Origin of the sequence: Ideonella dechloratans, assembly GCF_021049305.1 — a bacterium.
GTDB lineage: Bacteria > Pseudomonadota > Gammaproteobacteria > Burkholderiales > Burkholderiaceae_C > Ideonella > Ideonella dechloratans.
The window spans coordinates 2,705,755-2,729,253 of sequence record NZ_CP088081.1; the positions used below are offsets into that span (position 1 = coordinate 2,705,755).

The window sequence follows — 23,499 nt, forward strand, 5'->3', positions numbered from 1 at the left end:
GCCCCGCCGGCTCAGCCGGGCCGCTGGAAGGCGGCCCGCGCACGCGCCACCTCGGCGCGGGTCACGCAGCCCACGGCATGGTCGTTGACCAGGCCCATGGCCTGCATGAAGGCATAGACCGTGGTCGGGCCGACGAACTTCCAGCCGCGCTTCTTCAGGTCCTTGGACAGGGCGATCGACTCGGGCGAGACCGACACCGTCTGCGGCGTCGCCAGCGCATCGGCCGTCGGCTCGTAGCGCCAGAAATAGGCCGCCAGCGAACCGGCCTCTTCGGCCAGGGCCTGGGCGCGGCCGGCGTTGTGGATCACCGCCTCGATCTTGCCGCGGTGGCGCACGATGCCGGCATCGGCCAGCAGCCGGGCCACGTCGGCCTCGCCGTAGCGGGCCATGGCGTGGAAGTCGAAGCCGTCGAAGGCGGCGCGGAAGTTCTCCCGCTTGGCCAGGATGGTGCGCCAGCTCAGGCCCGACTGGAAGCCCTCCAGGCAGAGCTTCTCGAACAGGCGCCGGTCGTCCACCACCGGGTAGCCCCACTCGGTGTCGTGGTAGGCCAGGTATTCCGGCGTGGCCAGGCACCAGCGGCAGCGCGGCCGGCCGTCGGCCGCCATCTCGGTGGCACTCATCGTGTGTTCCTCCCCTTGTGAGACCGAGGGTCGGGCGCGGACAATCACGCTCATGCCTCCCCCGCATGCCCACGAAGTGTCGCAGGTCCGCCGTCTCTCGCGGCGGCGCAGCTTCTTCGTGCGCCTGCACCACTGCGGTCCTCCGGCACAGGTCCTTGCCGACCTGTCTTCCCTCTCTTCACCGGAGTTTCCATGCCGCTGGCCACCTTGCGGGCTGCCCTGCAGCCCTTCCGCCCCCGCGCCCTGACCGCACTGAAGGGCGTCAGCCGGGAACAGCTCGTCGCCGACATCGGCGCGGGCCTCACCGTGGGCATCGTCGCCCTGCCGCTGGCCATGGCCTTTGCCATCGCCTCGGGCGTCAAGCCCGAAGCCGGGCTGTTCACTGCCATCATCGCCGGCTTCCTGATCTCCGCCCTGGGCGGCTCCAATGTGCAGATCGGCGGCCCGGCCGGGGCCTTCATCGTCATCGTCTACGGCATCGTCGACCGCTACGGCCTGGCCAATCTGCTGATCGCCACCTCGCTGGCCGGCGTGCTGCTGTTCGCCATGGGCCTGTTCAAGCTCGGCGCGCTGGTGCGCTTCATCCCGGTGTCCATCGTGATCGGCTTCACCAACGGCATCGCGGTGCTGATCGGCCTGTCGCAGTTCAAGGATGCCCTGGGCCTGCCCATCGCCAAGATGCCGGGCGACTTCTTCGCCCAGCTGCACACCCTGGGTCAGCACCTGGGGCAGACCAACCCCTGGGCCCTGGCACTGACCGGGGGCTGCCTGGCCCTGGTGGTCGTCTGGCCCAAGAGCTACACCATGCCGGTGGGCGTGCGCCTGGGCTGGCACCACCGCCTGCGCCGCGTGGCGGCCCACCTGCCCGGCACGGTGGTGGCCCTGGTGGGGGCCACGCTGATCGCCCGCGGGCTGCACCTGCCGGTGGAGACCATCGGCAGCCGCTTCGGCGGCATCCCCCAGGGTCTGCCCGGCTTCGAACTGCCGGCCCTGTCCTGGGACAGCGCCAAGCAGCTGTTCATCCCCACCGTGACGATCGCCCTGCTGGGCTCCATCGAATCGCTGCTCTGCGCCCGGGTGGCCGACAACACCGCCGACATCCCCCGCCATGACCCCAACCAGGAACTGATGGCCCAGGGCGTGGCCAACTTCGTCGGCCCCTTCTTCGGCGGCATCCCGGCCACCGGCACCATCGCCCGCACGGTGACCAATGTGCGTGCCGGCGGCCGCACCCCGCTGGCCGGCATGATCCACGCCCTGACCCTGCTGCTCATCGTGCTGGTGGCCGCCCCGCTGGCCGCCGGCATCCCGCTGGCGGCCATGGCCGGCATCCTGCTGTTCGTGGCCTGGAACATGGGCGAGTGGCGCGAGTTCGCCCGGCTGCGCAACTTCCGCTGGCCCTACCGCCTGCTGCTGGTGGGGACCTTCGTGCTGACGGTGGTCTTCGACCTCACGGTGGCGGTGGAGGTGGGTCTGGTCTCGGCCTGCGCCTTCTTCATCGTGCGCATGGGCTCGCTGTTCCAGGTGCGGCCCAGCACGCCACCGCAGGCCCCTGCCGGTGTGCAGGTGATGGAGCTCTACGGCGCCCTCTTCTTCGGCGCGGTGGACAAGCTGGAGGACCTGCCCGCCCGCCTGCCCGAGGGCACGCAGCGCGTGGTGCTGGACCTGCACCGCCTGGTGGCGATGGACACCTCCGGCCTCGAAGCCCTGCACCAGTTGCGGCACGCGCTGCAGCGCCGCGGCATCACGATGGACCTGGCACGCGCCGCCGAGGCCCCGCTGTCGCTGCTGGAGCGCTCGGGCTTCGCCGAGGAACTGGGGCCGCAGCACCTGTGGCCCACGCTGGAGGCCGCGCTGGCCCCCACCCGCCCCTGAGGACGCGTCAGTCCCAGGCCGGGTCGGTGCGGCGCAGGGCTTGCAGGGCCTGGGCGCACTGCGGCACCTGGGTCTGGCGTGCGGCCTGCAGCCAGCCCACGGCCCACCAGGCTCGGGGCTCCTGTGCCGCGGCCCCGGTGAACAAGGCCTGGGCCAGCACCTGATCGTGTTCGGACCCCAGGGCATCCTGGGCCTGGCGCAGCGCGGCCAGATGGCGGGCCAGGGCCTTGGCCGGCCACAGGCTGGCGCTCATCTCCAGCAGGTAGCGCAGGCGCTTGATGCGCTTGCGCAGGCGGTGACGGGCCGCCTCGTCCAGGGTGGCATAGGCCTTGGCATCGCGCCGCACCTGCTTGTGCAGCGGCGCCAGCGCGGCCCGCATCCAGCGCCGCAGCGTGGGCCCCGCCGAGGCCTCCTGCGGAGCCGACACCGGCGTCTGGACAAAGGCCAGCAGGGCGATCAGCAGCCGGGTGAAGCCCGGGTCGCGCAGCTCGGCACCCACATCCACCTCGGCCGCGGAGGTCTGCAGGGCCCCCGTCCACGGCGCCCCGGCGGCCTGCAGGGCCGGCAGCAGCCCCTGGGCCAGCGCGTCCTGGTCGCGCTGCAGCCCCAGGCGGCGGAAGACCTCGGCCAGCGCGGCCTCCCAGGCCGGGTCGGCCCGCAGGCGGGTGGCCTCGGGGGACGCCAGCACGCGCAGCACCGTGCGCAGCCGGCGCAGGCCGATGCGGCACTGGCGCAGATACTCGTCCCGCTCGTCCAGCGCCGGCAGGCCGGCATCGGCCAGCACCGCGGCATTGGCCAGCACCTGTCCCAGGGCCGCGCGCATCAGAGCCTGCAGGGCGCGCTCGGGCCGTTGGCTGTTGCGCAGCGGCGGCGCCGCGCCACGCGCCGGCGGTGAGGCCCAGCGCCCGGCCGCCAGCAGGTGGCCTCGTTCGGCCTTGCTGCGCACGTCCAGCCACAGGCCGTGGCGTTCCACCCAGCGCTGCGCCAGCGCCAGCAGGTCGGCGGGCTCGCCCTGCACCAGTTCGAACTCCAGCTCGCACACCGGCCATTCCCGGCCCCCCGCGCGGATCACCCCCACATCGAAGGCCAGTTCCACCCGGGTGCCCCCGGGCAGGCGGACCACCCGGCTCAGACGCTGGATGTCGGTCTCGAAATGCAGCGCCAGCCCCTGAGCCCGGCCATCGCCGGCCAGCACCGTCATGCCCAGCGCGCGGGCCAGGGCCTCGGCGGCCGGGGTGTTGGCGTGGCGGGCCAGGTCGGGGTCCGGCGGCGGCTCGCCACCGGGCAGCTCGACCTCGTGCTCCAGCCGCTGCATCGGGTTGTCGCCCTCGGCCTTGAAGGTCTGCACCCAGTGGGCGCCTTCGTCGCGCAGTCGCAGCGCCGCGCGGGACCGCGCCAGGCGGTGATCGGGCGTGTCCAGGTAGCGGGCCCGCAGCCGCTGCTGGCGGGCCTGGGCCGTGCCCACGGCGCGGCGCACTGCCGCCTCGGCACCGGCGGGCACCTGGAACTTCAACTCGATCTCGACCACGGACAGACCCTTCGCGCACAGACTGCAGACGACTGCCGATTCTGCCCGCGGCACCGGGGTCGCGCGATGACAGCGCTCTATCATCGGGCGATGCCCCTTGCCGAGACCGACGCCCCCCTCGCCGCAGCCCCCTGGGCCGCGCTGGAGGCCGCGGCCTGGGCCGCCTGGCCTGCGCTCGCCGAGTGCGAGCATGCCGGCTGGCGGCTGCGCACCGCCCAGGGCTACACCAAGCGCGCCAACTCGGCCAATGCCGGCCCCGCCGCCCAGGCCCTGACAACACCGGACATCGAGCACATCGAGGCCCACTACGCCGGGCAGGGCTTGCCCGTCATCTTCCGCCTGACCGACCCCGGTCCCCAGCCGGCGCTGGATGAGCAGCTGCAGCAGCGGGGCTACCTGCGCGTGGACCCCTCGCTGGTGTTGTGGCGCCCGCTCGGGCCGGCCGACGGCAGCGGACCCGGGCCGACCACCCTGCCCTGGTCCGACTGGCTGGAGGCCTTCCAGGCCGTCTCGGGCAAGCTGGGGCCGGGCCAGGCCACCCACCTGGCCATGCTCCGGGCCATCGAGGGTCCCTGCGCGCCGGCCGTGTGGCCCGCCGATGGCCCGCGTTGCGCCGGCCTGGCGGTGCTGCACCAGGGCTGGGCCGGCCTGTTCGATGTGGCCACCGCCCCCGACGCCCGCCGGCAGGGCCTGGCCCGCGCCCTGTGCGATCAGCTGCTGCACTGGGCAGCCGCCCAAGGCGCCCACCATGCCTACCTGCAGGTGCTCCAGGCCAACGCCGGGGCCCGGGCGCTCTACGCCCGGCTGGGCTTTGTGACCGCCTACCGCTACTGGTACCGGGTGAAGTCGGCCTGACCCCGTGCCCCGTTAGAATCCAGGGTTTCAGCCGAACCTGCTGGCGCGTCAGCGCCCCTTCCTGCCATGCCGCTGTTCTGGAAACCCTACAAGTCCGAGATCACCCAGTTCATCGACGAACTCAAGGCCAAGCGCCCGACGCTGGAAGCCGAGCAGCGCGCCGGCCGGGGCCTGCTGTGGGACCGCCCGCAGGACCGCGAGGCCGAGGCCGAGTTCAAGGCCGCCCGCGTGGCCCAGCAGCCCTACGTCTACCAGACCCGCGGCCACTGAGCCGCGCGGCCCGCTGCGGCCCGACGTGAACGAGCCGTCTCCCGACCATCCGCTGCCTGAACCGGCCGCCCCCGCGCAAGCGCAGGCGCCGGCCGGTGAGTTGCCGCCCCCGGTGGCCCCAGAGGTGGACACCCCCGAGATGGTGGATGGGGTGGCGGTGGCGCGCCTGTACGGCGAGCCGCTGTTCGCCCTGCCCAACGACCTCTACATCCCGCCGGATGCCCTGGAGGTCTTCCTGGAGGCCTTCCAGGGCCCGCTGGATCTGCTGCTCTACCTGATCCGCAAGCAGAACTTCAACATCCTCGACATCCCGATGGCGGATGTCACGCGGCAGTACCTGGCCTACGTGGACCAGATCCGCGCGCACAACCTCGAACTGGCGGCCGACTACCTGCTGATGGCGGCCATGCTCATCGAGATCAAGTCGCGCATGCTGCTGCCGCCCAAGCCCAGCGAGAACGGCGAGGAGCCCGAGGACCCGCGGGCCGAGCTGGTGCGCCGCCTGCTGGAATACGAGCAGATGAAGCTGGCGGCCGCGCGGCTGGACAGCCTGCCGGTGATGGGGCGCGACTTCCTGCGAGCGCAGGTCCACGTCGAGCAGTCGCTGGCACCGCGCTTTCCGGACGTTTCGCTGGTGGACATCCAGGAGGCCTGGCGCGACATCCTGCGCCGCGCCAAGCTCAACCAGCACCACCGCATCACCCGCGAGCAGCTCTCGGTGCGCGAGTACATGAGTGTGGTGCTGCGCCGCCTGCAGGGCGAGCGCTTCGTCGAATTCCAGGATCTGTTCGACGTGAGTCAGGGATCGCCGGTGGTGGTGGTGACCTTCATCGCGATGCTGGAACTGGCCCGCGAGCGCCTGCTGGAGATCACCCAGGCCGAGGCCTTCGCACCGATCTACGTGCGCCTGGCCTACCAGCCGACCTGAAACCCGGCGCCGCCGGGCTGCCCGTTCAGCGCAGAGGCGTGACCGCCGCCGGCACGTGGCGCTTGGCCCCCAGCTGGCTCACCGCCAGCACCGCCTGGGTGCGCGAGTTCACCCCCAGGGCCCGCAGCACCGCCTGCACATGGTCCTTGACCGTTTCCACTGACAGGCCCAGACGCCGGGCGATCTCCTTGTTGGGCTTGCCCTGCAGCAGCAGGCTCAGCACATCGGCCTGACGAGGCGTCAGCCCCAGGGTTTCGAAGGACGGCAGGGTCTGGTAGGGCGCCGTGTCACCCGGCCGGGTGCCTGCGGCATGGGCAGACACCGCGTGAGCGGGCATGGCATCGGGCAGGCTCATCGGCGGCACGAAGATGCCCCCGTCCAGGATCAGCCGCAGGGCATCGGCCAGGGCCGCCATGCTCAGGCGCTTGGGCAGGTAGCCACAGGCCCCCAGATCGATGGACTGGATGACGTCGGGCGAATGGTCGGTGGCCGAGGTCACGACAACGGACACGTCGGGGTGGTTCATCCGCAGCTCGGCCAGCAGGGCGTAGCCCTCCCCCGGCGCCCCCAGCTGCAGGTCCAGCAGCACCAGCCCGCAGCCCCCGCCATGGGCCATGGCCTCCCGCAACTCGGCGGGGGTGCAGACGGTGCGCACGGCGACTCCGGGACGGATCTCCTCCAGCAGGGTCTGGAAGGCCCAGAGAACCAGGGGATGGTTGTCGGCCAACAGGATGTGCATGGCTCCCAGCGTGGGCAGCAGCGCAACTGCGCATGCGCCCGAAGTTGTTGTTGTGCCCGCAGTGTAGGCAAACCCGCCGCGGCGCGCATCCATCTCCGGGCGGGTCAGGGGCTCTCAGCGGCCCTGGCACCACGCCAGCAGGGGCGCCCATTGATCCAGGTCACGCTCCACCCGGCTGGGTGTCACGTCCCACAGCGTCAGGCCGTGGGCGGCCAGATGCACGTAGTTCTGGGTGTCCCGCAGCGTGGCCACCAGCGGGGCCTTGAGCGTGGCGAGAAACTCCTGCAGGCGGTCCTGCGCGATGGTGTGGTCCTTCACCCGCATGCCCACCAGGCCGATCTGCGCGCTCCCGGGCACCCCCACCTCGGACAGTTCCTGGAGAAAGCCGTGGATGGCCTGGATGTCGAACAGGCTGGGCTGCAGCGGGATCAGGATGCGATCGACCTGGCCCAGCACGGCCCGCAGCTTCTTGCCATGCAGACCGGCTGGCGTGTCGACCACCGCCCGGTCCGCGCCCTTGGGCGGCGAGGCCAGGTCACCGGCATCGTCCAGCCGCCAGGTCTGGATGGGGCGGGCCGCGGCGGGCCGCAGGTCCAGCCACTGGCGGGCCGACTGCTGCCGGTCCAGATCCCCCAGGGCCACCGAGTGGCCCCGCTGCGCCAGGGCGCCGGCCAGGTTGGTGGCCAACGTGCTCTTGCCGACCCCGCCCTTGGGGTTGGCGACCGCAATGACCTGCATCGTGACTCCTCCAAGCTGCAAACCAATGTATGGTAGCGACAGCATGGCCGAAATCGTTGTCCTCACTGCCCATCCCCGACTGGAGCATTCCCGCGTCAACCAGGCCCTGCTGCAGGCCGCAAACGCCCTGCCGACCGAGCGTGTCCAGGTGCGCGACCTCTACGCGCTCTACCCCGACTACCTGATCGACGTGGCCGCCGAGCGCGCTGCCCTGGCCGAGGCCCGGCTGGTGGTGTGGCAGTTCCCCTTCCACTGGTACAGCATGCCGCCCCTGCTCAAGCTCTGGCTGGACGAGGTCTTCGGCTTCGGCTGGGCCTACGGCATGGGCGGGGCCGCGCTGGGGGGCAAGGACCTGTGGCTGGTGGTGAGCACCGGCGGGGTCGAGGCGGCCTACCACCCCGCGGGCCAGAACCAGCACTTCATCGACGACTTCTGGCCCCCGATGGCGCAGACGGCCCGGGTGGCCGGCATGCGCTTCCTGCCGCCGCTGGTGCTGCACGGCGCCCACCGGGTCAGCGACGAAACCGTGCGGGAACACGCTGCCCTGTTTGCCGACCGCCTGGCCCGCTACCCCGCCTGGCCCGAGCTGGAGGACCTGCCGCCCGAAGCCGGTTGCGAGGTGCCCGCCGACGACCGCCCCCACCCCAAGCCATGACCGCCGCCGACGCCCTGCCCCACGCCGCCGCCACCCTCAGCCATGGCTGGCTGCTGCAAAGCCTGGTGTACCTGGGCGCGGCGGTGCTGGCCGTGCCGCTGGCCCGGCTGGCCGGCCTGGGCGCCATCATCGGCTACCTGGCCGCCGGCATCCTGATCGGCCCCTGGGGCCTGGCCCTGGTGACCGATGCCCAGGACATGCTGCACTTCGCCGAATTCGGCGTGGTGCTGATGCTCTTCCTGGTCGGGCTGGAGCTGGAGCCGCGCCGGCTCTGGGCCCTGCGACGGCCCATCTTCGGCTGGGGCAGCGTGCAGTTGCTGGCCTCGGCCGCGCTGATGACCGGCGTGGCCATGCTGGCCGGGGTGGACTGGCACCTGGGCCTGGTCGTCGCGCTGGGCTTGGCGCTGTCGTCCACCGCCATCGGCCTGGGCGTGCTGGCCGAGCGCAACCTCACCAGCACCACCTCCGGCCACAGCGTGCTGAGCGTGGCCCTGCTGCAGGACATCGCGGCCATCCCCATCCTGGCCATCGTGCCCTTGATGGCCGGCCAGCACCACGCGGGCCAGGGCTGGGTGGGTGCGCTCAAGGCGGTGGCTGTGATCGCCGGCATCGTGCTGGGCGGCCGCCTGCTGCTGCGCCCGGCCCTACGCTGGATCGCCCGCAGCAAGACGCCCGAGATCTTCACCGCCGCCGCCCTGCTGCTGGTGGTGGCCACCGCGGCGCTGATGGAAGCCGTGGGCCTGTCGATGGCCCTGGGCGCCTTCCTGGCCGGCGTGCTGCTGGCCGAAAGCGAGTACCGGCGCGAGCTGGAAACCGACCTGGAGCCCTTCAAGGGCCTGCTGCTGGGCCTGTTCTTCATCGCCGTGGGCATGAGCATCGACTTCTCGGTCGTGCTGCATCGGCCCTTCATCGTGCTGCTGCTGGTGGTGGCGGTGCTGGGCCTGAAGGCCCTGGTGCTGTGGGTGATGGCACGGGTGATGCCGATTCCGCTGGGCGAGCGGCCGGTCTTCATCGTGCTGCTGGCCCAGGGCGGCGAGTTCGGCTTCGTGGTCTTTCAGGCGGCCCAGCAGCGCGGCGTGATCGACGCCCGCACCGCCTCGCTGCTGATCGCGGTGGTGGCCATGACCATGCTGCTCACGCCGCTGCTGCTGCTGGTGGCCGACCGGGTGGCGGCACGCCGCGCGGCCTGCCGGCCGGACCAGGCCCCGCTGAGCGAACTGAGCGAGGAGCAGGACGCGCCCGTGATCATCGCGGGCTTCGGCCGCTACGGCCAGATCGTCGGCCGCCTGCTCTACGCCAGCGGCCTCAAGGCCACGGTGCTGGAGCACGACGCCGACCAGGTCGAGAGCCTGCGCAAGTTCGGCTGGCGGGTCTTCTACGGTGATGCCCGGCGGCTGGACCTGTTGCGCATGGCCGGTGCCGACAAGGCCCGCACCCTGGTGGTGGCGGTGGACGACATGGCCCAGTGCCTGGAGATCGTGGACCTGGCGCGCGAGCACTTTCCCCAGCTCACCCTGGTGGTGCGGGCGCGCAATGCGCAGCACTGGTTCGAGCTGCATCGCCGCGGCGTGCAGCACATCGAACGCGAGACCCTCGACTCGGCTCTCATGAGCGGGCGCAGCGTGCTGGAAACGCTGGGCTTTCGGCCCTACCAGGCCCGCACCCTGGCCCAGCGCTTCCGCCGCCACAGCATCGCGCAGCTGCAGGAATCGGCCCCGCACTTCGGCGACGAGGCCCGGCTGCTGGCCATGGCCAAGGCCGGCCGCCAGCAGCTGGAGACGCTGTTCGCCCAGGAGCGCGACGCGCTGCTGCAGGCCCGGCGGCATGCCGCCACCGAGGGCGACAACCCCGGGACAACCCCCTAGGCCGGCGCCTGCTTGCCGAATCTTTCTCGGCCGCGCGCTCGCTACACTGGTTGTTTGCCCTGTGGCCCATGGGGGGCCCCGGGCTGGTTCTCTTGCAGGAGTCGCCTCTCATGAAGCCCGTCACGCAGGTGCTGGTGGTCAGCGCCGATGAAGCCTGGCGCGACGCCGTGGTCGGGGGGCTCAACGCCGCCGCCGAGCGGCTGGACAACCCCTACGGCCTGCGGGCCCTGAGCTGCCCCTGCGACGAGCAGGCCCTGCAGGCGGTGCTGTCCACCGACACCAAGGGCGCCGACCTGCAGGTGGTGCTGATCGACCACGGTGAGCGCAACGCCGACACCCGCCAGCGCGAGCGCGCGGTCCGCACCGCGCAGCAGATCATCGAGGCGCGGCCCGAGCTCTCGCTCTACATGCTGCTGGAGGACGACAGCGACAAGCTGCTGGTCGAGCAGCTGGCCAGCGACGCGGTGGACGGCTACTTCTTCCGCAGCGAGCAGGACTTCCACGGCTGGTTCCGCATCCTGGCGGCCGAGGTGGCCGAGAAGGCCGACACGCCCTTCTACGACGCGCTGCGCGACTACGTGGCCCAGGCCAAGGACAGCTGGCACACCCCCGGCCACGGCGGTGGCGACTCCTTCAAGGGCAGCCCCTGGGTGGGCGACTTCTACGACTTCGTGGGCGAGGAGATGCTGCGCGCCGACCTCTCGGTCAGCGTGCCGGAGCTCGATTCGCTGCTGCACCCCACCGGCGTGATTTCCCAGAGCCAGCGCCTGGCGGCCAAGGCCTTCGGGGCGCGCAAGACCTACTTCGCCACCAATGGCACCAGCACCTCCAACAAGGTGATCTTCCAGAGCCTGCTGGCCCCGGGCGACACCCTGCTGCTGGACCGCAACTGCCACAAGAGCGTGCACCACGGGGTGATCCTCTCGGGTGCGCGGCCGGTCTACCTGGACAGCTCGGTCAACCGCCACTTCGGCCTGTTCGGGCCGGTGCCACAGGCCACCATCCGCGCCGCCATCGAGGCGCACCCCGAGGCCAAGGTGCTGATCCTCACCAGCTGCACCTACGACGGCCTGCGCTATGACCTGAAACCCATCATCGCGCTGGCCCATGCCGCGGGCATCAAGGTCATCGTCGACGAGGCCTGGTACGGCCACGCGCGCTTCCACCCCGAGCTGCGGCCCACCGCGCTGGAGTGCGGCGCCGACTACGCCACCCAGAGCACGCACAAGGTGCTGTCGGCCTTCTCGCAGGCCAGCATGATCCATGTGAACGACCCCGGCTTCGACGAGCATCTGTTCCGCGAGAACTTCAACATGCACGCCTCGACCAGCCCGCAGTACACGCTGATCGCCAGCCTGGACGTGGCGCGCAAGCAGGCGGTGATGGAGGGCTACCGGCTGCTGGACCGCTCGCTGCGCTATGCCCGCGAGCTGCGCGAAAAGATCAACGCCACCGGCGCCTTCCGCGTGCTGGAACTGGACGACCTGCTGCCCGACGAGGTGAAGGACGACGGCATCCGCCTGGACCCGACCAAGCTGACCATCGACATCAGCGCCAGCGGTTGGAGCGCCGACGAGCTGCGCGACGAGCTGATCAACCGCTACAACATCCAGGTCGAGAAGAACACGCACAACACGCTGACGCTGCTGCTGACCATCGGCACCACGCGCAGCAAGGTCTCGCGCCTGTTCGACGCCATGCTGCGCCTGGCCAAGGACCGCCGCCCGCCGCTGACCTACGGCCGCATGCCCGAGGCCCCGCGCTTCACCCGCCTGGCCTGCCTGCCGCGCGACGCCTTCTACGAGGCGGGCGAGAAGCTGCCGGTGCTGGACGACAGCGGCCTGCCCAACCCGGCGCTCAACGGCCGCGTCTGCTGCGACCAGATCGTGCCCTACCCGCCGGGCATCCCGGTGCTGGTGCCGGGCCAGGTGATCGAGCCGGCCATCATCGCCTACCTGGCGCGCCTGCTGCAGACGCAAAAGAGCATCGAGCTGCACGGCCTGGCCCTGCACGACGGCGAATGGCACCTGCGGGTGCTGCGCCCGGAAGAGCTGACGGCCCTGCCCTGCCGCTGAGGCGCCCCTGGGGCTTTCCCTGGCAGCGGCCCTGCTAGGGATGGGCAGCCGCGGGGGGCTGGCCATACTGCGGCGCCTGGCCCCGGCCACACCCGCGCCGGGCTTCGCCCACCCCCAGCTCCCACGAGGTTGCCCATGCCCCTGGCTTGCCCGCCTGCCCTGCGCCGCGCCCCGCGCGCGGCCCTCCGTCACTGCCGTCCCCTGCTGGCGGCCCTGGCCCTGTGTGCCACCCCTCTGGCCCAGGCCGCACCGGCCTGGATCACCGTGGGCGAGCGCGCCTATGCGCTGCTGCAGCAGCAGGCGCCCGCGCTGCGCAGCCAGGCCAGCACGGCGGCCCGCCTGAGCGACGGCGCGCGCGAGACGGTGCATCTGGTGCAGGTGGACGATGGGCAGCTCGAGGCCCTGTCCCAGGCCGTGCACGAGAGCCTGCGCCGCTGCGGCGGCTACCGCTGGCATGCCAGCCGCGCCGACGGGCTGCTGGCCCTGCAGGCGCTGCGCAGCGCCCCGACCGCACCGGCGGTGGCCGCCCCCAGCTACGCCATCGACAACGCCGACCTGGTGCAGCCGCTGCTCAACCAGGTGCAGGACAGCCGCATCCTGGCCACCATCCAGACCCTGTCGGACTTCCAGAACCGCTACTACACCAGCAACCCCGGCGTGCAGGCGTCGGACCAGTTGGCCGCCCTGTGGTCCAGCCTGGCGGCCGGCCGCAGCAATGTCTCCGTGCGCCAGGTGAGCCACCGGGGTTGGCCGCAGAAGTCGGTGGTGCTGACCCTCCAGGGCAGCAGCCAGGCCAAGCAGAAGGTGGTGCTGGGGGCCCACCTGGACTCCATCGTCTCGGGCAAGGTCACCGACAGCACCCGGGCCCCGGGCGCCGACGACGACGCCTCGGGCGTGGCCAGCCTGACCGAGGTGATCCGGGTCCTGCTGGACAGCGGCTACCAGCCCCGGCGCACGATCGAGTTCATGGCCTACGCGGCCGAGGAGGTCGGGCTGCGCGGCTCCCAGGCCATCGCCCAGCAGTACAAGCGCCAGCGCCAGCAGGTGGTGGGGGTGCTGCAGCTGGACATGACCGCCTTCCAAGGCAGCGCCGGCGACCTCTATCTCTTCACCGACTACACCAACGCGGCGCAGAACACCTTCCTGGCCAACCTGGCCGCGGCCTATCTGCCCGAACTGACGGTGGGCTATGACCGCTGCGGCTACGGCTGCTCGGACCACGCCTCCTGGACGGCCGCGGGCTTTGCCGCCTCCTTCCCCTTCGAGGCCGCCTTCGCCGACGACAACAAGGCCATCCACACCGCCAACGACACCACCGCCACCTTCGGCAACCAGGCCCTGCACGCCGCCAAGTTCAGCAGGCTGGCCCTGGCCTATGCCGTCGAACTGGGCACCGATGGCCCGACGCTGAACGGACGTTGAGCGGACGCCGGGCTCCCCGTGGGCTCAGCGCCCGCAGGCCCGGTCGAAGGCCTGCCAGAAGCGGGCGTGCTGGCTGGTGGCGAAGTTGATGCGCATCAGCGTGCTGGGCCGGCGGCGGGCATGGAACAGGTGGCCCGGCGCCAACAGCCAGCCCTGGTCGTGCAGGCGCTGGGCCAGCACCTCGGTGTCCACCCCCGTGTCCACCCAGCCGAACAGGCCCTGCGGGGGCGTGACGAAACGGCAGCCGTGGTCCAGCGCCAGCTGCACCGCGCGCTGGCGGGCCCCATCCAGCCGGGCATGGACCCGCTCCACATGGCGGCGCAGGCTGCCCTGCTCCAGGCAGTAGGCCAGGGCCTGCTCCAGGATGGCCGGCGTGGTCAGCGTCGAGAGCAGCTTCACGTCGATCAGACGCTCGATCAGGGACGGCGGCGCCGCCACATAGCCCACCCGCCAGCCGGGCGTGAGGATCTTGGAAAAGCCAGAGACATAGAGCGTGCGCTGCAGGCCGTCCAGCGCGGCCAGGCGCGGCAGATGGGCCGGCGCCAGCTCGCCGTAGGTGTCGTCTTCCACCACCCGGAAGTCGTGCTGCTCGGCCAGGCGCAGCAGCTGGTAGGCGCCTGCCGGCGTCAGCGAGTTGCCGGTGGGGTTGTGCAGCACCGAGATGGTCACGTACAGCCGCGGCCGGTGCTCGCGCGCCAGGGTCTCCAGCACCGCCAGGTCGGGTCCGTCGGCACCGCGCGGCACCGGCAGCAGGCGCATGCCCAGCTGGCTCAGGCGGGCGAACTCCACCGCCCAGCCGGGCTCGTCCACCAGCACCGCATCGCCCGGCGCCAGCAGCGCGCGCGAGACGATGTCCAGCGCATGGGTGGCCCCGGTGGCGGTGACGATCTGCTCGGCCGAGGCCTGCAGGCCCAGTCCGCCCAGACGCAGGGCCAGGGCCTGGCGCAGGCGCATGTCGCCCGCGGGCTGGCCGTACTGCAGGGCCAGGGCCCCCTCGTTCTGGCCCAGCACGCGGCGCAAGGCCGTGCTCAGCAGGGCCGGGTCCAGCCAGTCCAGCGGCAGTGTGCCCAGGCCGGGGGCGGGCTGGTCGGTGCCGCTGTGGAACATGCCGCGGATCAGGGCGGTGGCATCCACCGGCGGCAGCGGCGGCCCGGCGGGGGCCACCCGCGCCGGGGCCGGCCGGGGCTCGGGCGCGCGCCGGTCGCGCACGAAAAAGCCCCGCTGCCGCCGGGCCTCGACCAGGCCCTGGGCCAGCAGCTGGTCGTAGGCCGCCACCACCGTGTGTGGGCTGATGCCGTGCCGGCGTGCGGCGTCCCGCACCGAGGGCAGCCGCGTGCCCGGCGCCAGCAGGCGCTGGCGGATGCGCTGGGCGTAGTGCTCGGCCAGCTGCTCGGTCAGCGTGCTGCCACCACCGCGCGTGAACCCGCCCAGGGCAGAGCCCGCCTCCGGATCGGACCCGGCAGCGTCTGCCGCACGCCATTCGTCGCGCTCGCTCACTGTGTCACCTCACCCACCGGTACAGAAGCCTTGGTGCATCGGGAAACTGTACTGTATCTGTACTGCCGACCGGCCTACACTGGCCCTCTCACGACCGGCCCGACCGGTCCCCGCTCCGGAGACACACGCATGAGCCCCTCGACCTCGCCCTCTTCTCCCTGGCACATGGCGCAGCGCGCCGCGCGACTCAACCCCTCGGTGATCCGCGAAATCCTGAAGCTCACCGAGCTGCCCGGGGTGCTGTCGCTGGCCGGGGGCCTGCCGGCTGCCGACACCTTCCCGGTCGAAGCCATGCGCGAAGCCACCGCCCGGGTGCTGACCGAACAGCCCCAGGCCGCCCTGCAGTACGCCGCCAGCGAGGGCTACGGCCCGCTGCGCGAGTGGGTGGCCGAGCGCCTGCGCGAGCAGGGCATGACCCATGTGAAGGCCGAGCAGGTGCTGATGACCACCGGCTCGCAGCAGGGCCTGGACCTGATCGCCAAAGTGATGGTGGATGCCGGCGCGCCGGTGGCCGTGGAGACCCCGACCTATCTGGGCGCGCTGCAGGCCTTCACCCCCTTCGAGCCCATCTTCGCGGGCGTGGCCAGCGACGGCCAGGGCGCCCTGCCGGAGGCCATCGCCCGCCTGCCGCACGACGCACCGGGCACGCGCTTCATGTACGTGCTGCCCAACTTCCAGAATCCCACCGGCCGGGTGATGCCGGAGGCCCGCCGCCAGGCGGTGGTGAAGGCCGCGCAGACGGCCGGCATCCCGCTGGTGGAAGACAACCCCTACGGCGACCTGTGGTTCGACGAGGCGCCGCCCGCGCCGCTGGCGGCCCGCTGGGCCGAAGGCGTGGCCTACCTGGGCTCCTTCTCCAAGGTGCTGGCCCCGGGCCTGCGCCTGGGCTATGTGGTGGCACCGCCCGCCCTGGCCCCCAAGCTGCTGCAGGCCAAGCAGGCCGCCGACCTGCACACCCCCGGCTTCAACCAGCGCATCGTCTACGAGGTGGTGAAGGACGGCTTCCTGGAACGCCACATCCCGACCATCCGGGCCCAGTACAAGGCCCAGCGCGACGTGATGGCCGAGGCCCTGCGCGAAGCCATGCCCGCCGGCACCGAGTGGACCCAGCCCGAGGGCGGCATGTTCTTCTGGCTGCGCCTGCCGGCCGGCTGCCGTGCCATGGACCTGCTGCCCAAGGCGGTGGCCGCCGGCGTGGCCTTCGTGCCGGGCGAGCCCTTCTACGCCCACCAGCCCGACCCGCGCACGCTGCGCCTGTCCTTCGTGACCCTGCGTCCGGACGAGATCCGCCAGGCGGTGGCGGCCCTGGGCCGTGTGGTGCACCAGGCGCTGGAAGACACCCTGCAGGCGGGCACGCCATGAGCATGCCGCGCGAACGCCGCTTCCACCAGCTGGACGTCTTCACCGACACCGCGCTGCGGGGCAACCCGCTGGCGGTGATCCACGATGCCGAGGGTCTGGACGAGGCCACGCTGGCCGCCATGGCCCGCTGGACCAACCTCAGCGAAACCACCTTCCTGCTGCCCCCCACCGACCCGGCGGCCGACTACCGGGTGCGCATCTTCACGCCCGGCGGCGAACTGCCCTTTGCCGGCCACCCCACCCTGGGCAGCTGCCAGGCCTGGCTGCTGGCCGGCGGTCAGCCCTTGCAGGCGGGCGAGGTCATCCAGCAGTGCGGCGTGGGCCATGTGCGGGTGCGGCGCGAGAGCCGCCGCCTGGCCTTTGCCGCGCCGCCCTGCCAGATCACCGAGGTGGATCCCTCCCTGCTGGCCTCGGTGCTGGCCGCCCTGGGTCTGCAGCCCGGGCAGCTTCAACAGGCCCGCTGGCTGGACAACGGCCCGCGCTGGCTGGGGCTGCTGCTGGACAGCGCCGACACCGTGCGCGCCCTGCGTCCCGACCACGCCGCCCTCAAGACCCTGGCCAAGGTGGGCGTGATCGCCCCGCAGAACGCCGCAGACGGCACGGACTTCGAGGTCCGCGGCTTCGTCGCCCCCATCGGCATCGACGAGGATCCGGTGACCGGCAGCCTCAACGCGGGGCTGGCCCAGTGGCTGATCGGCGCGGGCCTGGCGCCCGCGCACTACGTGGCGGCCCAGGGCTCGCAGCTGGGTCGCGCCGGCCGGGTGCATGTGGCGCGGGAGGGCGACACCGTGTGGGTGGGCGGCGAGGTGGCCGTGGTCATCCAGGGCACCGTCGCGCTCTGAGCGCAGGAAGTCCCCGGCGCCGGGCCCGCCCGGCGCTTGGGGCGACAATCCGGCCATGTTCCAGCCTTCCCAACACGACGTTCGCCGCTTCTTCTGCGAGGTCCTGGCCAAGCAGCGCGCCGGCCAGGTGCTTACCCCGATCGAGACCCTGGCCGCCGGCTGGGTCGATGAACATCCGGAGTACCACGGCGATCTGGCGGATGTGGACGCGGCGCTGGCCGCCGTCTACGAGGTGCAGGAAGGCCGCACCAACCCCTTTCTGCACCTGGCCATGCACCTGACGATCAGCGAGCAGGTGTCCATCGACCAGCCGCACGGCATCCGCCAGGCGGTCGAACTGCTGGCGGCCCGCCGCAACTCGCTGCACGAGGCCCACCACGAGGTGATGGACTGCCTGGGCGAGATGATCTGGGCCTCGCAGCGCAGCGGCCTGCCGCCCGACGGCCACGCCTACCTGGACGCGGTGCGCCAGCGGGCCACCCGCTGAACCCGGGCGGTCCCCGACCGCTCAGCGACCGGGCAGATCACCTGCCCAGAGCGCGTCCAGCTCCTTGAAACCCCAGGCCTCGGGACTCTCGCGGGAGACGATCTGGTCGTTGGATTGCGAGAGATCCAGCACGGTCGGCGTGATGTGCAACTGCGACTTGCTGGAGAAGAACACCTTCACGATCGGCGAGACCAGGTTCTTCGGGTTCTGCTCCGTCACGACGGCGAGCTTGCCGGACTTGAGCTTGACGAGCGAACCCACCGGGTAGATGCCCAGGCTCTTGACGAAGGCCTGGAAGACCACAGTGTCGAAGTGTCCCTTCCAGCCCGCCATCTGCGCGATGGAATGGGCCGGATCCCACCCCGCCTTGTAGGGCCGGTTGGAGGTGATGGCGTCGTACACGTCGCAGACCGCACCCATGCGGGCCAGCAGGCTCAGCTTGTCGCCGGGCAGCTTGTGCGGATAGCCGGTGCCGTCCACCCGTTCGTGGTGGTGCAGACAGACGTCCATCGCACCCTCGGGCGCGCCGCGGGCCTCCAGCAGCATCTCGTAGCCCCGCACCGGGTGACTCTTCATCACGGTGAACTCGTCATCGGTGAGCTTGCCGGGCTTGTTCAGCACGTCCAGCGGCATCACCGCCTTGCCCAGGTCATGCAGCAATCCCGACAGGCCGGCCTCGCGGCAAGCTTCTTCGCTCAGCCCCAGCTGCTTGCCCAGGGCCACCATCAGGGCGCAGACCGCCACCGAGTGCATGTAGGTGTAGTCGTCCTGCGTCTTCAGCCGGGCCAGGCTCACCAGGGCCCCCGGGTTGCGGAAGACCGAATCGGCGATGTCGTTGACCAGCGGCAGGCACTGCTCGGCATCCAGGGCCTTGCCCAGGCGGGCCTCGGCGAACATGGACGTGACCTGCTCACGCGACTGACGGTAGATGGCCTTGGCCTGGCTCAGCTCCTCGGCCAATGCGCGGGAGGGCTCGGGCGGCGGGCCGGAGGGCCGGGGCGGAGCGGCCGGCGGGAGCACCGCCGCCGCAGGGCTGGGCACAGGTGCGGCGACCGGGGCCAAGGTCGGCGGCAGCACATCCAGCCCCTTGGACACATCGATCACCACGCTGGGCACGCCGCTGTGCAGCAGCTTCTGCAGATCCTCCGGATCGTTCAGCACGAAACGGGTCTTCCAGAAGGGGTGGCTGATCCAGGGCCCTTCCAGCGCATGAATGTGCATGCCCAGGCGAACCTGGGTCACTGGAATGGTCCGTTTGCTCATGTGGGTTCGATCACGCCAACAGGTTGTCGGCGTGTCGTCTCCCTCACGCCTTCCTTGTCATATCGTCACTGAGAACAGGGACTTGAGTGGAAGGCGGCCAGGGGCGGGCCCTCAGTGCAGCATGGGCTGCGGCGCTGTGCGCAGGTCGCCCGGCAGGCCGGAGAGATAGTCGGCAATCGCCCGGGCCTGCGCGTCATCCAGCGTGGCCGCCATGCCCACCATGATGGCGTTGCCCCGCCCGACCAGCGCATGGTTCTGCGTCTGGTAGGCCTTCAGGGCCTGGTAGAGGTAGTCGCGGTGCTGGCCCGCCAGACGCGGGTAGCTGGCATCCACCGTGTTGTTGAAGTTGGCCCCGTGGCAGGCGGTGCAGGCGGTCAGCTTGTCCTTCAGATCGCCCGGCAACGCAACCTTGCTCGGCGGCTCGGTGGCCGGCGGCTTGCCCAGGGTGGCGTAGTAGGCGGCCAGATCGGCGATGTCCTGATCGCTCAGCGAGCCGGCCACGCCGCGCATGGTGGGATGCTTGCGTTCGCCCTTGCGGTAGGCCTCCAGGGCGGCGGCCAGGTACTTCACGTTCTGACCCGCGATCATCGGCACGTGGTAGACCTGCGGAAAGCTGGCCCGGTAGCCCTCGATCCCGTGGCAGCCGATGCACATCGCATTGATGCGTGCGCCATTCTCGGCCCGCCCGACCAGCGCCTGCGCGCTTGCCGGTGCCGTCACCACGATCAGCGAGGCAGCCAGCAGCGCCGCCTTGAATCTCCACGTCATGTCGCCTCCAGTCAGGGCCTCTTCAGGGCCCATGCCAATGCCTAGAACGGGATCGATCGGGCCCCAGCATATACTGGACCAGACCCCCTTCGCCCCCCGGATTCCCCTATGAAATTCCAAGGCTCCGACCGCTACGTCGCCACCGATGACCTGATGCTGGCGGTGAACGCGGCGATGACCCTCAAGCGCCCGCTGCTGGTCAAGGGCGAGCCCGGCACCGGCAAGACGATGCTGGCCGAAGAGGCCGCCCAGGCCCTGGGCCTGCGGCTGCTGGAATGGCACATCAAGAGCACCACCAAGGCCCACCAGGGCCTCTATGAATACGACGCGGTGAGCCGCCTGCGCGACAGCCAGCTGGGCGACGAGAAGGTGCGCGACATCCGCAACTACATCGTCAAGGGCGTGCTGTGGCAGGCCTTCGAATCGGACGAGCCGGTGGCCCTGCTGATCGACGAGATCGACAAGGCCGACATCGAGTTTCCGAACGACCTGCTGCGCGAGCTCGACCGCATGGAGTTCCACTGCTACGAGACGCGCGAGACCATCCGCGCCAAGCACCGGCCGCTGGTCTTCATCACCTCCAACAACGAGAAGGAACTGCCCGACGCCTTCCTGCGCCGCTGCTTCTTCCACTTCATCAAGTTCCCCGAGCCGGACACGATGAAGCGCATCGTCGATGTGCACTTCCCCGGCCTGAAGCAGGAGCTGCTGGCCGCGGCGCTGAAGGCCTTCTACGAGGTGCGCCACCTGCCGGGCCTGAAGAAAAAGCCCAGCACCTCCGAGCTGATCGACTGGCTCAAGCTGCTGGTGGCCGAGGACATCCCGCTGGATGCGCTGCGCAGCACCGACGAGCGCGCCAGCCTGCCGCCGCTGGTGGGCGCGCTGCTGAAGAACGAACAGGACATCAGCCTGTTCGAGAAGCTGCTGGCCATGCAGCGCAACCACCGTTGAGCGGCATCCCCACATGCTGAACGTCCAACCTGTGACGCTGGAACAGGCGCCGGTGCGCCTGGTGCCCCTGAGCCTGGACCACGAGGCCGGCCTGAAGGCCGCCGCCGCCGATGGCGAACTCTGGACCCTGCGCGTGACCTCGGTGCCCGAGCCCGAGCAGACCCGGGCCTACATCGAGAATGCCCTGGCCGGTCAGGCCGCCGGCCACCGCCTGCCCTTTGCCGTGCTGGACAGCGCCAGTGGCCGCGTGCTGGGCAGCAGCAGCTACCACGACATCGTGCCCGGCATCGACCGGCTGGAGATCGGCTGGACCTGGTACGCCCGCTCGGTGCAGCGCAGCGCCGTCAACACCACCGCCAAGCTGCTGCTGCTGACCCACGCCTTCGAGACCCTGGGCGCGCAGCTGGTGGGCTGGCGCACCGACAACTACAACTTCGCCTCGCAGCGTGCCATCGAGCGCCTGGGCGCGAAGAAGGACGGCGTGCTGCGCCACCATGCGCTGCGGCGCGACGGCACCGTGCGCGACACCGTGATGTACAGCCTGGCCGCGGGCGAATGGCCCGAGGTCAAAGCCCACCTGAACTGGCTGCTGGCGCGACCGCGCTGACAAGGCACCCCGGCAGCCGCCGCGGGTGCGGGCGGCCACCCCGCCCCACCCTCTTTCTTGTCCTCCACCGGAGATCCCGTGGCCAAGACCTCCCGCAAGCACCCCGCGACACTCACCGTCGACACCCTCTGGCAACTGGCGCGCCTGGGTGCGCCCAGCCTCTCGCCCGACGGCGCCCAGGCCGTGGCCTCGGTCACCACCCACGACATGGCCGAGAACAAGGCCCGCAGCCAGCTCTGGCTGCTGTCCACCCTGGGTGGCCAGCCCCGGGCCCTGACCCAGTGCGGCGAGAAGGACGGCCAGCCCCGCTTCAGCCCGGACGGCCAGTGGATCGGCTTCGTGGCCCAGCGTGAGCAGCAGGGCCAGAAGGACGCCACGCCGCAGTTCTATGTCATCCCGCCCGATGGCGGCGAGGCCCGCCGCGTGGGCGAGGTGGCCACCGGCATCGAGGCCTTCCGCTGGTTCCCGGACGGCAAGCGCATCGCCTTCATCAGCTGGGTCTGGCCCGAGCTCAAGGGTGCCAAGGCCCAGGCCAAGGCCTTCAAGGCCTTCAAGGAGCGCAAGGAAAGCGGCTACGTCACCAGCGAGATGGCCTACCGCTTCTGGGACCACCACCTGCCCCAGGGCCGCGTGCCCCACCTGCATGTGATGGACCTCGCCAGCGGCAAGGTGAGCGACCTGTTCGAAGGCAGCGCCCACGAGCTCAGCCGCTTCGAGCCCGACGCCAGCACCTTCGACATCGCGCCCGACGGCCGACACATCGTCTTCGCCTTCGATCCGGGCCAGCCCAAGTCCATCGACGGGCGCAACGCCCTGGTGGAGCTGGACCTGCGCAAGTCCAAGTTCCGCGAATGCGTGCGGGACGACGGCTGGGACTGCAGCGCCCCGCGCTACAGCCCGGACGGCCAGCGCATCGCCTTCCGGGCCTCGCACCAGGGCCTCAAGCACACCATGCCCTGCCAGCTCGCGGTGCTGGACCGGCGCAGCGCCGCCTGGCAGGTGGTGAGCGCCGAGTGGGACCACGAGGTGCACGCCCCGTTGCAATGGACGCCCGATGGCCAGGCCGTGCTGTTCACCGCCGAGCAGAAGGGCCGCAGCCACCTCTGGCGCTTCGACGTGGCGGACCGCCAGGCCGAGGTGGTGGTGGCCGGCGGCACCGTCAGCGCCTTCGATCAGGCCGCCGGCACGCTGGTGAGCCTGTGCGACACGGCCGAGCACCCCGCCCGCCTGCACGCCCACCGGCCGGGTGAGGCCGACCGCCGCATCGAATCCTTCAACGACGCCCTGCTGGCCCCGCTGGACCTGGGCCGCACCGAGGAGGTGTGGTTCACCGGCGCGCTGGGCGAGCCGGTGCAGATGTGGCTGCACTACCCGCCGGACTTCGACCCGAAGAAGAAGCACCCGGTGCTGCACACCATCCACGGCGGCCCGCACACCGGCCCGGGCGATGGCTGGCATTACCGCTGGTGCTGGAAGCTGTTCGCCGCCCAGGGCCATGTGGTGGTCAACGTCAACTACCACGGCTCCTCGGGCTTCGGCCATGCCTTCCTGGACTCGATCACCCAGCGCTGGGGCGAGCTGGAGCTGCAGGACGTAGAAGCCGCCACCGACTGGCTGCTCAAGAAGCCCTGGGTGGACAAGAAGCGCGTGTTCGCCAGCGGCGGCAGCTACGGCGGCTACATGGTGGCCTGGATGAACGGCCATGTGGCCCCCGGGCGCTACGCGGCCTACGTCTGCCATGCCGGCTGCTACGACTGGACCGCCATGTTCGCCGACGATGCCTTCAGCTGGCACGCCAAGGAACTGGGCGCCTGGTACTGGGAGGACCCGGCCAAGGTGGCCTCGCAGAGCCCGCACGCCTTTGCCGGCGCCTTCGCCACGCCCACCCTGGTCATCCACGGCGCGCTGGACTACCGCGTGCCCGACCAGCAGGGCCTGGCCTACTACAACACACTCAAGCAGCGCGGCGTGGACGCCCGGCTGCTGTGGTTCCCGGACGAGAACCACTGGGTGCTCAAGCCGCGCAACAGCCGGCTCTGGTACGAGGAGTTCTTCGCCTGGCTGCAGCGCCATGACCCGGCCCAGCGCGCGGACAAGCCCGGCCGGAAGGCCCGCGGGCACAATGCGAAACGCGGCAGCTGAACGCTGCCCG

At 71.2% G+C, this 23,499-nt stretch carries 21 protein-coding genes; 14 read left to right on the forward strand and 7 right to left on the reverse strand.

What is annotated here, in order from left to right; all coding sequences use genetic code 11:
• Positions 1 to 11: 11 nt before the first annotated feature.
• Entirely contained in the window at positions 12 to 620 is a 609-nt protein-coding gene (locus LRM40_RS12655) for a DNA-3-methyladenine glycosylase I (protein WP_151125497.1), read from the reverse strand.
• A gap of 192 nt (positions 621 to 812) precedes the next feature.
• On the opposite strand from LRM40_RS12655, the gene LRM40_RS12660 reads away from it, so the two are divergent.
• Positions 813 to 2,495 (forward strand): SulP family inorganic anion transporter, encoded by a 1,683-nt coding sequence (locus LRM40_RS12660; protein WP_151125498.1) that lies wholly within the window; start codon positions 813 to 815, stop codon positions 2,493 to 2,495.
• A 7-nt stretch (positions 2,496 to 2,502) separates the two neighbouring features.
• On the opposite strand, the gene LRM40_RS12665 is transcribed toward LRM40_RS12660, so the two are convergent.
• Positions 2,503 to 4,023 (reverse strand): CYTH and CHAD domain-containing protein, encoded by a 1,521-nt coding sequence (locus LRM40_RS12665; RefSeq protein ID WP_170288950.1) that lies wholly within the window; start codon positions 4,021 to 4,023, stop codon positions 2,503 to 2,505.
• 90 nt (positions 4,024 to 4,113) lie between these two features.
• Here LRM40_RS12665 and LRM40_RS12670 point away from each other — a divergent pair, with 90 nt between their 5' ends.
• The 3 genes from LRM40_RS12670 (at position 4,114) to LRM40_RS12680 (ending at position 6,076) form a co-directional block, all read left to right on the forward strand.
• Positions 4,114 to 4,878 (forward strand): GNAT family N-acetyltransferase, encoded by a 765-nt coding sequence (locus LRM40_RS12670; RefSeq protein WP_170288951.1) that lies wholly within the window; start codon positions 4,114 to 4,116, stop codon positions 4,876 to 4,878.
• Positions 4,879 to 4,944: 66 nt separating this feature from the next.
• Positions 4,945 to 5,148, forward strand: a complete 204-nt coding sequence (locus LRM40_RS12675; RefSeq protein ID WP_151125501.1) for a DUF3460 family protein — start codon at positions 4,945 to 4,947, stop codon at positions 5,146 to 5,148.
• Between the two features lie 100 nt (positions 5,149 to 5,248).
• Positions 5,249 to 6,076, forward strand: a complete 828-nt coding sequence (locus LRM40_RS12680) for a segregation and condensation protein A (RefSeq protein ID WP_231067846.1) — start codon at positions 5,249 to 5,251, stop codon at positions 6,074 to 6,076.
• Positions 6,077 to 6,101: 25 nt separating this feature from the next.
• Here LRM40_RS12680 and LRM40_RS12685 read toward each other — a convergent pair whose 3' ends face one another.
• Complete coding sequence (locus LRM40_RS12685) at positions 6,102 to 6,815, reverse strand: LuxR C-terminal-related transcriptional regulator (RefSeq protein WP_151125502.1); 714 nt, start codon at positions 6,813 to 6,815, stop codon at positions 6,102 to 6,104.
• A 114-nt stretch (positions 6,816 to 6,929) separates the two neighbouring features.
• Positions 6,930 to 7,553 (reverse strand): ParA family protein, encoded by a 624-nt coding sequence (locus LRM40_RS12690; RefSeq protein ID WP_151125503.1) that lies wholly within the window; start codon positions 7,551 to 7,553, stop codon positions 6,930 to 6,932.
• Between the two features lie 43 nt (positions 7,554 to 7,596).
• Between LRM40_RS12690 and kefF the strand changes: the two genes are divergently transcribed.
• The 4 genes from kefF to LRM40_RS12710 all read left to right on the forward strand — a co-directional run bounded on the left by kefF (position 7,597) and on the right by LRM40_RS12710 (position 13,570).
• The gene (kefF, locus tag LRM40_RS12695) at positions 7,597 to 8,208 is read left to right on the forward strand and encodes a glutathione-regulated potassium-efflux system oxidoreductase KefF (RefSeq protein WP_151125504.1); all 612 of its coding nucleotides are present in this window, start codon (positions 7,597 to 7,599) and stop codon (positions 8,206 to 8,208) included.
• On the forward strand, positions 8,205 to 10,073 hold the full coding sequence (gene kefC, locus LRM40_RS12700) for a glutathione-regulated potassium-efflux system protein KefC (protein WP_151125505.1): 1,869 nt from the start codon (positions 8,205 to 8,207) through the stop codon (positions 10,071 to 10,073). The genes kefF and kefC overlap by 4 nt, the downstream gene beginning before the upstream one ends.
• Before the next feature lie 110 nt (positions 10,074 to 10,183).
• A complete protein-coding gene (locus LRM40_RS12705; RefSeq protein ID WP_151125506.1) occupies positions 10,184 to 12,148 on the forward strand; it encodes an aminotransferase class I/II-fold pyridoxal phosphate-dependent enzyme in 1,965 nt (654 codons plus the stop codon).
• A gap of 135 nt (positions 12,149 to 12,283) precedes the next feature.
• A complete protein-coding gene (locus LRM40_RS12710) occupies positions 12,284 to 13,570 on the forward strand; it encodes a M20/M25/M40 family metallo-hydrolase (RefSeq protein ID WP_151125507.1) in 1,287 nt (428 codons plus the stop codon).
• A 24-nt stretch (positions 13,571 to 13,594) separates the two neighbouring features.
• Here LRM40_RS12710 and LRM40_RS12715 read toward each other — a convergent pair whose 3' ends face one another.
• Positions 13,595 to 15,001 carry an aminotransferase-like domain-containing protein gene (locus LRM40_RS12715; protein ID WP_231067847.1) on the reverse strand — a complete coding sequence of 469 codons (1,407 nt, stop codon included), beginning with the start codon at positions 14,999 to 15,001 and terminating at the stop codon, positions 13,595 to 13,597.
• 195 nt (positions 15,002 to 15,196) lie between these two features.
• On the opposite strand from LRM40_RS12715, the gene LRM40_RS12720 reads away from it, so the two are divergent.
• The 3 genes from LRM40_RS12720 to LRM40_RS12730 are packed head-to-tail and all read left to right on the forward strand — an operon-like array spanning position 15,197 to position 17,758.
• Positions 15,197 to 16,429 carry an aminotransferase-like domain-containing protein gene (locus LRM40_RS12720; RefSeq protein WP_151124420.1) on the forward strand — a complete coding sequence of 411 codons (1,233 nt, stop codon included), beginning with the start codon at positions 15,197 to 15,199 and terminating at the stop codon, positions 16,427 to 16,429.
• Positions 16,426 to 17,271 (forward strand): PhzF family protein, encoded by an 846-nt coding sequence (locus LRM40_RS12725; RefSeq protein WP_375138573.1) that lies wholly within the window; start codon positions 16,426 to 16,428, stop codon positions 17,269 to 17,271. The genes LRM40_RS12720 and LRM40_RS12725 overlap by 4 nt, the downstream gene beginning before the upstream one ends.
• A 55-nt stretch (positions 17,272 to 17,326) precedes the next feature.
• A complete protein-coding gene (locus LRM40_RS12730; RefSeq protein WP_151124421.1) occupies positions 17,327 to 17,758 on the forward strand; it encodes a DUF1841 family protein in 432 nt (143 codons plus the stop codon).
• Positions 17,759 to 17,779: 21 nt separating this feature from the next.
• Here LRM40_RS12730 and LRM40_RS12735 read toward each other — a convergent pair whose 3' ends face one another.
• Entirely contained in the window at positions 17,780 to 19,021 is a 1,242-nt protein-coding gene (locus LRM40_RS12735) for a cyclic di-GMP phosphodiesterase (protein WP_151124422.1), read from the reverse strand.
• A gap of 111 nt (positions 19,022 to 19,132) precedes the next feature.
• Entirely contained in the window at positions 19,133 to 19,789 is a 657-nt protein-coding gene (locus LRM40_RS12740; protein WP_151124423.1) for a c-type cytochrome, read from the reverse strand.
• Between the two features lie 108 nt (positions 19,790 to 19,897).
• On the opposite strand from LRM40_RS12740, the gene LRM40_RS12745 reads away from it, so the two are divergent.
• The 3 genes from LRM40_RS12745 to LRM40_RS12755 all read left to right on the forward strand — a co-directional run bounded on the left by LRM40_RS12745 (position 19,898) and on the right by LRM40_RS12755 (position 23,489).
• Complete coding sequence (locus LRM40_RS12745) at positions 19,898 to 20,740, forward strand: AAA family ATPase (protein ID WP_151124424.1); 843 nt, start codon at positions 19,898 to 19,900, stop codon at positions 20,738 to 20,740.
• A 13-nt stretch (positions 20,741 to 20,753) separates the two neighbouring features.
• Entirely contained in the window at positions 20,754 to 21,347 is a 594-nt protein-coding gene (locus LRM40_RS12750) for a GNAT family N-acetyltransferase (RefSeq protein ID WP_151124425.1), read from the forward strand.
• A gap of 78 nt (positions 21,348 to 21,425) precedes the next feature.
• On the forward strand, positions 21,426 to 23,489 hold the full coding sequence (locus LRM40_RS12755) for a S9 family peptidase (protein WP_151124426.1): 2,064 nt from the start codon (positions 21,426 to 21,428) through the stop codon (positions 23,487 to 23,489).
• The last annotated feature ends 10 nt before the right edge of the window (positions 23,490 to 23,499 follow it).